Origin of the sequence: Paenibacillus jiangxiensis (assembly GCF_046098255.1) — a bacterium.
Taxonomy (GTDB): domain Bacteria; phylum Bacillota; class Bacilli; order Paenibacillales; family Paenibacillaceae; genus Paenibacillus; species Paenibacillus jiagnxiensis.
Map to the genome: position 1 here is coordinate 43,757 of NZ_JBJURI010000009.1, position 12,531 is coordinate 56,287.

Below are 12,531 nucleotides of genomic sequence, written 5' to 3' on the forward strand. Positions count from 1 at the left end.
AACTTATCGGTTAATAATTTGCTTTTTTCTCCTTAATATATGTAAATCTAGCTTTCTTCTTTTAGAAAGTATATGAGTCTCTTACCACTTTATGAAGTTTGCCTGCAGTGTCTCGATAGAATGTTAGGTTTGACTTGAATCTCATGTTATAAGAACTGATGGAATTATTTTATATGCATTGATATACTAAAATATGTATGAAGGATAGGAGGGATAAATATGAGATTTGTTCATTTGTCAGACTTCCATATTAAAAAAGAGGGGATTAAAGACTTATCACAAATTATTGTTAGAGCTCTTATTAGAGACTTAAGTGAATTTAATTCGCAGAAGAAAATTGATTTTATTTTTTTTACCGGCGATTTAATTGATCAAGGTGGAAAAAGTTTCGAGAGCATAGATCGGGCATTTGAAGAATTTGAGAAAAATGTTATTTTGCCCTTAACTACATCTCTTAAAATGGATATGGGGAGGTTTATATTCATACCCGGCAACCATGATATTGACAGAGATGCAGATGATGAAATTGATGAAATTGGTCTTTCGAATTTTTTAGACGATGAACCGAAAGTGTCTGGTTTCATTGATAAGAATATGACTAAGGGAATTAAAAGAATTTTACCGTTTAAACAATTTGAAGGAAAAATTCATAAAAATACTGTTGGTCATATAACAAATTTCCATTCCAGTTATATCCATAATTTGGAAGGTGTCGAAGTTGGTATATCTGCTTTTAATACTGCTTGGAGGTGCTACGATAGCGATAAAGACCATGGAAACATCTTATTGGGCACACGTCAGATTACTGAATCCCGTAACTACATAGAGAATTGTGATATTAAAATAGCATTGATGCATCATCAATTTGATTTTCTTAAAGACTTTGATATAGAAGCAGTCAAACCGTCTATTGAAAGAGAATATGACATGGTTTTTTGTGGTCATGTTCATAAAGGGAGTAATTACAGTCAAAGTGATGTTTTTGGAGAAGTGTTTGTGTCAATATCACCTTCAAACACATCCGCCAACATATGGATTGACGATCAAAGATATTTAAATGGATACGCAATTATAGATTATAGTCCTTATGAAGGCACTATCACTGTAAATAACCGAAAATATTCTCGAAACCATGAAAAGTATCTACCAAATGTTGAGTTGGGACTGCAGAATGGTGTGAGGATTTATGATATTAAAAAAAAAGAAAAACAAAATAGAAAAGTTAAAAATGATTATAACCAATCAGAGCTAGACTCATTGAACTATCAGTTAAGTTATGACAATTTTGTTAGTGAGATAAGCACTGAAAAATACACCGATCAATATATTATTTCTCACCAGCCTACTTTTAACAACAGTAAATATCTAAAATTTTCCAAAAGTATTTTTTTTAACAAGCATATGCAAGAGATTTTTAATAAGAGTAGTAAATACGCAATTTATGAAAACGATGTTGAAGTATGTTTGCTAATGATGGACAAGATACTTAAAGATCTTGATAACAAAGTATTCAATTATATTGAAAATATCGATCAGATTTTCTCAAACATAGAGAATGATATCAATTTGATAAAAAATATAAAAGAATTATATGAAATAATCAAAATATGGCTAAATAAACTACAAACAATAAATCGGGGTAACACAGAAACTAAAAATGATGATGATGTTTTTGGTATTGCTTTATTTAACGAATTTGAAAGTTCAAGTGATGATTTTGTGGAGATACTATTATCAGATTCAAAAGAAACCATTAAGTATATAAATCAAAACAATGAAATCAGAATTGAATTAAAAAGTAAACATAGTCTTATTAAAGAGGTAATTTTGTTATTTGCTTTACCTATTATAGTTAATATAGAGACATTTAGGAGAATAGGGGTTACTGGAGATATTAATCTAATTCAATCAAAAGAAATAATTCAAATTTTAAAATTAACTTATGAAGAATATTCTAGCCATAAAAATTCCATTAAAGGAAGAGAAAATGAAATTAATGCAATTATACAAAGTTTAGAAAAAAACAGATTTACATTGGTAAAAGGTATTAGGGGTGTAGGGAAATCGGCAATCATATCTTCGGTTATGGAAGACATCGGTAAAAGGTATAAGAATCCTTTATTTTTATTGTTTTCGTTCAAATACTCAAATAACATCCTAGAATTTATCATTACTGTTATAGAACAATGCAATCTAGCCATAATCAATAATATTGATATGGATGAAATTATGGAAGTTATTAAACCAGATAATAAGGAAACTAAATTTACCGATAAAGAGTCATTCGTTTCAAATTATATGCTTTTAAAACCTTATTTTTACGAAGCAATAAAACGGGCAATGAAAGAAAATGGAAAAATTTGCTTGGTGTTAGATTCACTAGAAGTGGTTGGACATTTAGAGGATAAAATTAAATATTTAATAGAAGATCTTCCATCTATGTGTTCGATAATACTTGTAAGTGACAATAATAATGAATGTATTAATTGGCTTATTAACGGAGAGCACGCAAATGTCATTGATGTAGAACCATTTAATAGAGATATAATTCCGCTATTTACGAAACTATCGGATGAAGACTCTAGTGAGAAAGCTTTAAACGATAAAGTTTATCTAAAAACTAAAGGTAAAATTTTAGAATTAAATAAAATATTAAATTCCAGTTCGCCTTTAACCGAGGGGACTATTGACGATATTAGTAATGCCCACCTCATAGTTGATCCAGAATATGCTGAGGTAGAAAGGGTCAGTCTAAATAATAGAATACTTGAAGAATCATTATTATTATTTTCTGTTTTCGAGAATATCGAGCCATTGTCACTGGATTATGTTCAGAGCTTTTTGGAATTCAGAGATATTGCTGTTAGAATGCCAACCATTAGATATGAATTGAGGAAAATCGAAAATCAATTAAGCAATATAAAGTTTGGCAGAGTAAGATTCATTAGACAGGATTTACCCAGATTCCTTTTGACTACTTTTTTTAGTCCTAGAGATGTAGAGAATTTTATCAGATATATTTTTGAATGGATCTCAACTGAAGAAAAAATTGATACAAGGTTTATTAGTGAATTTTTAAGAAAAATAGAAACTGAGAAACTAATCGAGAATACAATATATGAGGAAATGGTAGAGTGTTTTATAGAAAGCCTAATTAAAATTAAGAAAGAAAATAAACTATATTTGATTGGGAAATATATGCTTCAGGAATCTCATAACAATTTAATTTTACCGCTTAGGCTTCTAACAAAGGCATCTGAAAGTGGTAACATTAGAGCAATGGTTTTTTTAGGTTTAATATATATGAAAGGTGAAAAGGTAGAAAAAAATCTGTCGTTAGCAGAAGAGTTGTTGAGAAAAGCATCAAATTTAGGAGATGCTGATGCAAAAGCAATATTGGGTGTGCTTCTATTTGAGGAAAGTGAGGATATTTACAAGATTGAAGAATCTATGAAATTGCTTGAAGAGTCAACCAATTTAGGTAACAAATCAGGAAAAATACAGTTGGCTATAAGATTGCTTATTGGTGGAAAATTTGAACAAAATCTTAAAAGAGCAAACCAACTTTTCTTTGAACTTATAGAAGAAAGTCACGTAGAAGCCATAAGAATCATGGGAACCAGATATCTATACGGTCACTGGATTGAAAGAAATTTAGATGAAGGGAACAGGTTACTAAATATTGCGATTTCAAAAGGTAATGTTCAGGCAAAGTTTGCATTAGCAAGATATAAAGTCAGGTTAGGAAAATCAGAAGAAGAAGTTAATGAAGGTATTCAATTACTTGAAGAATTAATTGTCAACAATAATCTTGATGCAAAAGTATATTACACAAAAGTATTGATTACAGGGCCGATTTCAATAAGAGATGTTCCGAGTGGAATAAAATTGTTAAAAGAACTAGCGAATGAGGGAGTTGAAGAATGTCAACTTGACTACGCTATACATTTGTTTAATGGGGAATTTATTAAACAAGATGTTGAAGAAGCAAAAGACATTTTGGATAGACTTGTTGAAAGAGATTATTTAAATGCCAAAACGTTTTATGGAGAACTGCTTATTGATGGAGAATACTACATTAAGAATACTCAATTGGGGTTATCCATACTGACCGAAACTGCAGAACTTGGTGATGAGTATGCAAAGAAAAGTTTGGCTTTAAGGTATGCATATGGATACGGTATTAATAAAGATCTTCGTCAAGCTATGAATATTTTATACGAATTGGTTTCTTTAGGAGATGGAGATGCAGAATATCTTCTTGCAAAGCTACTGTTAACAACTTCAAAAAGTACTAATGAAACTGAGATTAAGAAGGCTATTAATCTTTTAGAAAAAGCAGAAAAAGCGGGCAGTGTTAAGGCTAAGGTTTTTCTAGGGGAAATTTATATTGATGGTGATTATGTTAATAAAAATATAGAAAAAGGACTAGAATACCTAAACTACGCTGTAGAATTAAATGATTCTGAAGCAATGCGAGAATTGGGCTATAGATATCTTCATGGTTTAGGCTTACCAAGTAAGGAAAGTGATGCATTGCAACTTCTAAATAAATCAATGCTCTTAGGAAATAAATTGGCTAAAACAGTGCTTGGTCATGCGGTAGTCTTAGATAAATTAAATATTGATGTCAGTTATGGAATACAACTGTTAGAGGAATCAGCAATTGAAGAATCAAACGCAATGAGAATAATGGGTAAAATGCTTTTATTTGGGAATCGTGTTGAACAAGATAAAGAACGGGGAGAAGAACTGGTAAGAAACGCATATAGAAAAGGTGATAAAGGTGCGGGGATTCAGCTCGCTCGTTTGATGTTAGATGGGGTCTACCTAGAAAAAAATGTTGACGAAGGAAAAAGAATTTTATTTGAGTTAATTGATGCAGAACACGAAGAAGCGTTTATAGAAGAAGCAAGAAGACTAATTATTGGGAATGGTCTAGAAAAGAATATTATAAAAGGGTTAGGGCAATTAAATACTCTGTCGGATAATGGAAATCTCGATGCTATGTATTATTTAGCACAAACAATATTAGTTGGTCCTGAAGATGTTCCCAAAGATTTTAGAAAAGGCGAAAAATTATTAAGAGAAGCAGAGAGTAAGAATCACGAGGAATCGAGGAGACTCTTAGCTAAATTGATAAGTGATGGCATTATAAAAGCCACTGATGACTCCGAAAGTATTTTTCTTTTAGAAAAAGCAGCAAAAGAAAATGATTACTTAGCAATGCAAATTTTAGCTGAGTATCACCTAGAAGGTAACAAGGTTGAACCTAATTCAGGATATGCTATTGAACTTTTAGAAAACTCAATTAAAGGTAAAGACCATATGTGCATGGTGGATTATGGATTGAAATTAATTAAAGGGGAGTTCGTAAAACAAGATATACAGAGGGGAATATCTTTATTACAGGAAACGGTGTTAAGAGGTTCTCTTCAAGGCAAGTATGAATTGGCAAAGATTTATTTATCTTCAGAAGTAATAACGAATAAGTATGAAGAAGGATTAAGTTTAATTTCTCAACTAGTTAATGATGGGGAAGATAAAGCGAAATTGTTATTTGCAAGATATTTGGCTCTTGGTAATAAGATGGAGGTAAATTATGAAAAGGCCACCCAATTATTTGAGGAGCTAGTTGCTGAAAAAAGTAATCGAGCAATATTAGTCTATTCTGAACTTTTACTTGATGGCTTTTACTTGAAAAAAGATATGAATAAGGGAGAAAAGCTTATTCGACAGCTAATTCAAGAAGGTGACCAAGTAGCGAGCCTTGTATATGCTACACGATTAATTAATGGAGATGGAGTACAAAAGCACATTTCCAATGGGATTAACAGATTAAGAAGGCTCGCTGAAAATGGAGTAAAAGAAGCAATGTTAGAATATGGTATAAGATTGAAAAAAGGTAATAAAGTGGGAAAAAATATAAAAAAGGCTAATAAATTTATTAACAATGCAATAGAAAATTTGTCATCAGATGAATGTCATGCGCTAGGCATGCTGGCTTATAGACTTGATGACTATGATATAGCCACTAAACTATTTGTGAGATCTTATAATAAAGGATATTTACAATCTGGTACTTCATTAGCATATATGCTTAGAAGAAATGAAGTAAGAGGAACGCTTCCAACTTACAATATTTATTTATTATTACAATACTCTTTGAGAGTTAATAGTGATACAGCCGTTATAAACTTGGCTTTGTCAGTAATTGGGGATAATGATTTGGAAGATACTAATTGGAAGTACGCAGACTTACTTATCAAGAATTTGTTTAAATGTTCGGAATCAGCAGATTGGTGGTATGAAACAGCAAAAAAGAGAGACGATAGCGAAGGGCATTTGGTTGTAGGTTGGTTAGTAAAGCATAATATTATTCGTGATCCAGATAATTTTAATTATAAAGATAGGTTTAAAATTGCTAGATCAAAGTGGAATATACCGGATTGGTTGATGAGCTAAATATTTGTAAATTAAACTTAATAAAGGGACCTGGAATCCATTATGGATATAATCCAGAGGGATTGTCATAATACCAGTATTAAGAGGTTAGCTAGCTAAGAAAACTGGCTAGCCTCTTTTTTATCTAAGAGAGTATTCGAAAGGGGGAGTATGATATGTATTGAAATCTGTTGCTAGAAGGCCTCGAGAGGGGCAAACAACTATGTTTTGTATGACACTATCGTTAGCTTGTGCACTTCTATCCATAATCAGCATCCCAACAGTTAGTATATTAATAAGCAAGGTTTTCGCGTGACCCAGGCCAAGCATTTTTTGAGAAAAGAAGATAATGTAAAATAATTATAATGATGACTCATTTATTCCAACAATCTTAAGAAGCACACAGCGAGACGGGGGTGGCAACAACGATGGGCCAAACAGCAACAACCTATTGCTTCTCCTGGTGAGATTAGTAACTTGAGAATAAAAATTGACTACAAATAATAACCCCCAATATCATTTTAAGTTATTTGAAAAATTTAAGCTTTAAGAAATGGAAATTTCTGTTTAGATTTGGATTTCCGTCGATAGATCCGTTAAAACTGAAACGTACCCAAATGGTTGAAAGTTTTTTGTGGGGGCAGATTGGGGTTGTTCCGGTAATAACGAATTCTGGTGACAACTCGTTGCTGATAAATTCGGACTTTACTCATAGCACCAGACATCTTGTCCGTTCAAATCTTATTATCTTTTCTCTGTAGTCCCTCCTTAAGTTAAAGGCCCCCAGCTTCATACAGTTAGTCGCTCAATCAACTTCACCGGAATTTCCTGCTGATCGAACTCTCTGGTCATTACTTTGCGGAACAGATCTCTCCCAATCTCCGTTAAAGGAATGGCGAAGGTCGTGATATTCAGGACTTTGGCTATCGGCTGGTTATCAAAGCTGACGATGGCGAGCTTGGAAGGGACCTCAAGGTTTCGTTCGTTGCAGCAGGCGAGAATGCCGGCCGCGACCTGGTCGCTCGTCACAAGCAGGGCTGTCGGCGGGTCCTGCATCGTCATTAATCGTTCTACGATCCATCCACCATCTTCGAAATGAATGGCGTCATAAAATGCACAACCTGGATCGAAGGGCTCACCCGAGTTTTTCAAAAAATCCCAATACGCCGCTTCCCTTTGCTTGCTGCTGGTTCCGGATTTGCGGGCCAGGCAGTAGCCGATTTTACGGTGGCCCTTACCGCTCAAGTATGTGAGCGCCTCCATAAAACCTTTATAATGGTCGATGAAAATGGAGGATACGTTGCGGCCTCTTGCGTCTTCGAATGCGATGATCGGACCGTATGTTGCATACTCCTCTACAATGTCCCAATCACTGATTTTCGAGCAGATAATCAAGGCATCTATTTGCTTGAGCTTCAGCATCATTAAAGCTTCCCGCTCCCGTTCCTCTTCATAATTGGTCTGGATGAGGACCAGTTTATAGTTGCCCTTCAAGGCTTCCTCGGCGATTCCTTCGACGACAAGGCCGAAATAGGGCCTTTTGATAGAAGGAACCATGACGCCTATGAGATTGGTTTTTCCTTTGATTAAATGAACGGCATTGATGTTCCGCTCATAGTTCGTTTCCTCCATGGCACGCATAACAGCTTCTCTTTTTTCTTCGCTTACGTAAGGGTGGCCGTTGATTACACGTGATACCGTCGTGACCGACACTCCTGCCATCTTTGCGATATCTTTGATATTCGCCATAACCCTCTCTCCCTCTCTCCGAGCATGTTAATAGTATAGAAAAAACGTCTATCGACGTGCATTCAAAGAAACCCGACCGCGTTTAACTGAGGTTTTTCTTGAGATATCAGGGAGCTATTCCTACGAAGCATATACTCTCTGATATTTTAACAAAATGAAAGGCTTGACATGAAATGCATTTCATAAATTAGATTGTTTTTGCAAGCCTTGCAAAGAAACATTTTCGCCGCGCGCGTGCTGTAAGAGGAGAAAGCGGAATGAAGCGTTTGCCAGTTTCTGTGCCCAACATTCTCGTGGTTTTTATGCTGGGGACATTTGCGATTGGAATGACTGAATTTGTAATTACCGGGCTGATGTCACAGCTATCCGCAGATTTGGATGTGTCCATTTCCCAGGCAGGTCTGCTGCTCAGCATTTATGCGATCAGTGTTGCTCTGTTCGGACCTTTAATAAGCTTATTGACGAACAGATTTTCGATCAGGACTTCATTAAGCTGGTTAATGGCTGTGTTTGTGATCAGCAATCTTGTTGCGTCTTTGTCCCCCAATTTTACCGTACTGCTGCTGGCCAGGCTGATTTCTGCAGCCATGCATGCCCCGTTTTTTGGCATAACTCTGGTTGCTGCTTATCAGCTGAGTGCGCCTGACAGGCGACAGCGTGCCATACTGCTTCGATGTTTATCCCGTTGTCCTCCGTGACCGTGTTTGTATTCAGCTTTCTATTTGGTGCAGGAGTATTTGGAGCGGTTCCGCTTTTGAACGCCAAGTTTGTCATCGCCGGAAAAGAGGCGCCAGCGCTGGCGGGGACATTAGCTTCTTCCGTATTCAATCTGGCAAATGCGATCGGGGCGACGCTTGGAGCTTTTCTATTGGAGCTTGGACTGGGATTTGCAGGCTTAACGTGGATCGCCGCAGGTTTGACAGGGCTTGGTTTTGCGTTAACAGTGATGACTTATCATAAAGAGGACAAACGATGGTTTGCAGGCACTGAATCGGCTTGAATTAAAGATGAAAAGGAGAATGAACATGCTGAAATGCATCATTTTTGACCTTGACGGAACACTTGGAAATACACTGCCTTTGTGTATTGCCGCTTTCAAGAAAGCGATTGAACCACTGGCCGGCAGAGTGCTGAGCGACCAGGAAATTATCGATACGTTCGGCCCTTCGGAAGAGGGAACGATCCGGGCGTTGATTCCGGCCCATTATGATCAGGGTATTGAGGATTATTTGAACCATTACCGTGATTTGCATGGGATATGCGGTGCTCCGTTTGAGGGGATAACCGAGGTGCTCGATTACGCCAAAAGCCGGAATATAAGGCTGGCGATGGTTACAGGGAAGGGAGCGCGAAGCGCAGAAGTTACGCTGGACATTTTCGGTGTCCGTTCCTATTTTGACGTAATTGAAACCGGGTCTCCGGAAGGGCCTAGAAAGGTGCAGGGGATTCGTAGCGTGTTGGAGCAGCTAGGCATCATGCCAGCAGAAAGTGTGTACGTAGGAGATGTTCCAAGCGATATTGAAGCATCAAGGGAAGCGGGAGTTCCCATTGTATCCGCCGCGTGGGCGGAGACGGCCGATCCGGAGCTGCTGCGGTCGCTTCAGCCCGATCAGCTGTTCACAACCATACAAGAATTTAAACAGTACATTGAGCAGATAGTATAATAATGCAGTGCTGAAGAACGTTTAGGGCGGGAGAAGCAACTCCCGCTCTTTCTTGATTTGACTTGCGAAATTACGGTAAACTGCACAGAGGGGGAATTAACATGAGTGTACGTCACAGCATTAAAATCGGACCGCCTCGATTTGGCATTGCCGTTCATGCCCTGATTTGTCTTGCGCAAAGCGGTAAAGCGATGTCCAGCGCCGCTATTGCCAAAAAGGTCAACTCACATGCTACTTTTGTACGCAGAGTTCTAATACAGCTTGTGCAAACAGGGATTGTCGAAGCGAAGGAAGGCCGCGATGGCGGATATATTTTGCAGCGTGATCCGGATCAAATTACCCTTGCGGATATTTTTCTGGCATTAAATTCGGCGTACGGTGAATCGGACAACAATAACGATTGCACTGCCAATCGCAAGCAGCAGGATGAATCGATGGAAGACTGCTGTGTATCGGAAGAACAGATCAATAGCGATCCTGGCTTGAAAGAGCTCGAAACGAGGCTGCATTCCATTATGGACGATATCCAAATTCAAACGATTATGCTGCTTAAGCAGCATACATTAGCAGAGGTCATGAAGGATCTTCAGTTCAACCAGTAGATGGATGCGAAAACTGATTGCATTATTTTTTTGAACGGCACATACTGTTACATAATTGATTGCAGTTTCCATAACTGCATTTTATTTTCGGGTTATACTGTGCTTTTTTTGGCACAGCAATGTCGTTGTGGAGCAAAGAAGCTGGCGCCGCTTCATTGCACTTGATTTATATTTTGGCATTCCTAAGGGAGCAGAAGCACATGTTGCGCGAATAAGCGGTGAACTGCCATCTGGTGACGGTATTCCGGAGGATATCCTGATCAATAAAGTTATTCCGGCCGAGGCTCTTTTGCATTTTGGCATGATTTTTGCATGCTCCGAGGGATTAGATCGGAATTGTCACTTTTTAACCACATTTAAATAGTTTATAATTAAGAAAGATTTTGTGTGTTCCTAGGTGGCGCCTTGCTTTTGTAACAGTTAAGCCGGAGCGTCTACCCTTTTTTTCAAATATAGGCGATAAGGAAGGGTTGTAATGAGCAGCATACAGATAAAAACAGACGTTATCTTAATTGGTGCAGGAGTCATGAGCGCAACTTTGGGATCAATACTGAAAGAGTTGGCGCCCGAGTGGGGAATCAAAGTGTTTGAGAAACTGGCAGGCGCTGGAGAAGAAAGCTCTAACGAATGGAATAATGCGGGTACGGGGCATGCTGCTCTGTGCGAGCTTAACTATACATCCGAGAAATCCGACGGATCTATAGATATCAGCAAAGCTGTAAGCATTAATGAACAGTTTCAGCTTTCCAGACAGTTTTGGTCTTATCTTGTAAGTAGCAGCGTAATTCGTAATCCGCAGGATTTTATCATGCCTATACCTCATATGAGTATGGTGCAGGGTGAAAAGGATGTAAATTTTTTGAAGAAAAGATTTAAAGCGCTATCAAAAAATCCTCTGTTCCAGGGTATGGAATTTTCTGAAGATCCTGATAAGCTGAAGGAATGGATTCCGCTGATCATGGAGGACCGTACATCCAATGAACCGATAGCAGCCACCAAAATCGACTCCGGAACGGATGTTAATTTTGGGGCTTTAACACGCATTTTGTTTGACCACTTAAAAAGTAGAAACGTCGAAGTCAATTACAAGCATAGTGTCAAGGATATCAAGCGCACCAACGACGGCTTATGGAAAGTGAAGGTACAGAACATTGATAGCGGTAACATCGAACACCATACTGCAAAATTCGTCTTTATCGGCGGCGGGGGCGGAAGCCTGCCTTTACTGCAAAAAACCGGGATTCCCGAGTCAAAGCATATTGGAGGATTTCCGGTAAGCGGGCTGTTTATGGTCTGTGACAATCCGGAGGTTGTGGCGCGGCATCATGCCAAAGTATACGGAAAAGCCAAGCTGGGCGCTCCCCCCATGTCAGTACCGCATCTGGATACAAGATATATCGGCAGTAAAAAGGCATTGCTGTTCGGGCCGTTTGCCGGCTTCTCACCCAAGTTTTTGAAAACAGGTTCCAATTTGGATTTGATCCTCTCTGTAAAACCGGACAATCTCATCACGATGCTGGCGGCCGGTGTTAAAGAGATGGCATTGACCAAATACCTGATCCAGCAGGTTATGTTATCGAATGAACAGCGGATGGAGGAATTGCGCGAGTTTATCCCGACGGCCAAAAGCGAGGATTGGAACATCGTAGTAGCAGGTCAGCGTGTGCAGGTGATCAAGGATACAGCAACCGGCAGAGGAACACTGCAATTTGGTACGGAAGTGGTGACCGCCGCAGACGGTTCAGTGGCTGCATTGCTGGGCGCCTCGCCGGGGGCTTCTACTGCCGTGAACGTGATGCTTGAGATATTGGAAAGATGCTTCCCGCAGCACATGAAACAGTGGGAACAGAAAATAAAAGAAATGATTCCATCTTATGGCGTGTCACTGACGGAAAACCCTGAACTTTTCCGTGAAATTCATACGGCAACATCGCAGGCGCTAGGTCTGAGCGAAAAAAAGACGGTTTTTAGCTAAAATTTTATAGTGAGAGTTGGTGAAAGGAGCTGCTGCGGCATGCTCCTTTCTTTGCCATAAAGGAGTCTCTCGCGTTCGTGTCGAATTTTGTTTATAT

8 protein-coding genes are annotated in these 12,531 nt (G+C 38.1%); 7 read left to right on the top strand and 1 reads right to left on the bottom strand.

Annotated features, from left to right (window positions below):
- Nucleotides 1-219 precede the first annotated feature (219 nt).
- Nucleotides 220-6,465, top strand: a complete 6,246-nt coding sequence (locus ACI1P2_RS10875; protein ID WP_355319597.1) for a metallophosphoesterase — start codon at nt 220-222, stop codon at nt 6,463-6,465.
- Nucleotides 6,466-7,233: 768 nt separating this feature from the next.
- Here the strand turns inward: ACI1P2_RS10875 and ACI1P2_RS10880 are convergent.
- Nucleotides 7,234-8,193, bottom strand: coding sequence for a LacI family DNA-binding transcriptional regulator (locus tag ACI1P2_RS10880; protein WP_355319599.1), 960 nt, complete (start codon nt 8,191-8,193; stop codon nt 7,234-7,236).
- A gap of 257 nt (nt 8,194-8,450) precedes the next feature.
- Between ACI1P2_RS10880 and ACI1P2_RS10885 the strand changes: the two genes are divergently transcribed.
- From ACI1P2_RS10885 to ACI1P2_RS10910, 6 genes are all read left to right on the top strand, one after another.
- On the top strand, nt 8,451-8,891 hold the full coding sequence (locus tag ACI1P2_RS10885) for an MFS transporter (protein WP_355319601.1): 441 nt from the start codon (nt 8,451-8,453) through the stop codon (nt 8,889-8,891).
- Nucleotides 8,867-9,193 carry an MFS transporter gene (locus ACI1P2_RS10890; RefSeq protein ID WP_355319603.1) on the top strand — a complete coding sequence of 109 codons (327 nt, stop codon included), beginning with the start codon at nt 8,867-8,869 and terminating at the stop codon, nt 9,191-9,193. The genes ACI1P2_RS10885 and ACI1P2_RS10890 overlap by 25 nt, the downstream gene beginning before the upstream one ends.
- A 25-nt stretch (nt 9,194-9,218) precedes the next feature.
- Nucleotides 9,219-9,857: an HAD family hydrolase gene (locus tag ACI1P2_RS10895; protein WP_355319605.1), complete on the top strand. Its 639-nt coding sequence runs from the start codon at nt 9,219-9,221 to the stop codon at nt 9,855-9,857.
- 101 nt (nt 9,858-9,958) lie between these two features.
- A complete protein-coding gene (locus ACI1P2_RS10900; RefSeq protein ID WP_355319607.1) occupies nt 9,959-10,459 on the top strand; it encodes an RrF2 family transcriptional regulator in 501 nt (166 codons plus the stop codon).
- A 127-nt stretch (nt 10,460-10,586) separates the two neighbouring features.
- Nucleotides 10,587-10,823, top strand: a complete 237-nt coding sequence (locus tag ACI1P2_RS10905) for a hypothetical protein (RefSeq protein WP_355319609.1) — start codon at nt 10,587-10,589, stop codon at nt 10,821-10,823.
- Nucleotides 10,824-10,934: 111 nt separating this feature from the next.
- Nucleotides 10,935-12,434, top strand: coding sequence for a malate:quinone oxidoreductase (locus tag ACI1P2_RS10910; protein WP_355319612.1), 1,500 nt, complete (start codon nt 10,935-10,937; stop codon nt 12,432-12,434).
- Nucleotides 12,435-12,531: the final 97 nt, after the last annotated feature.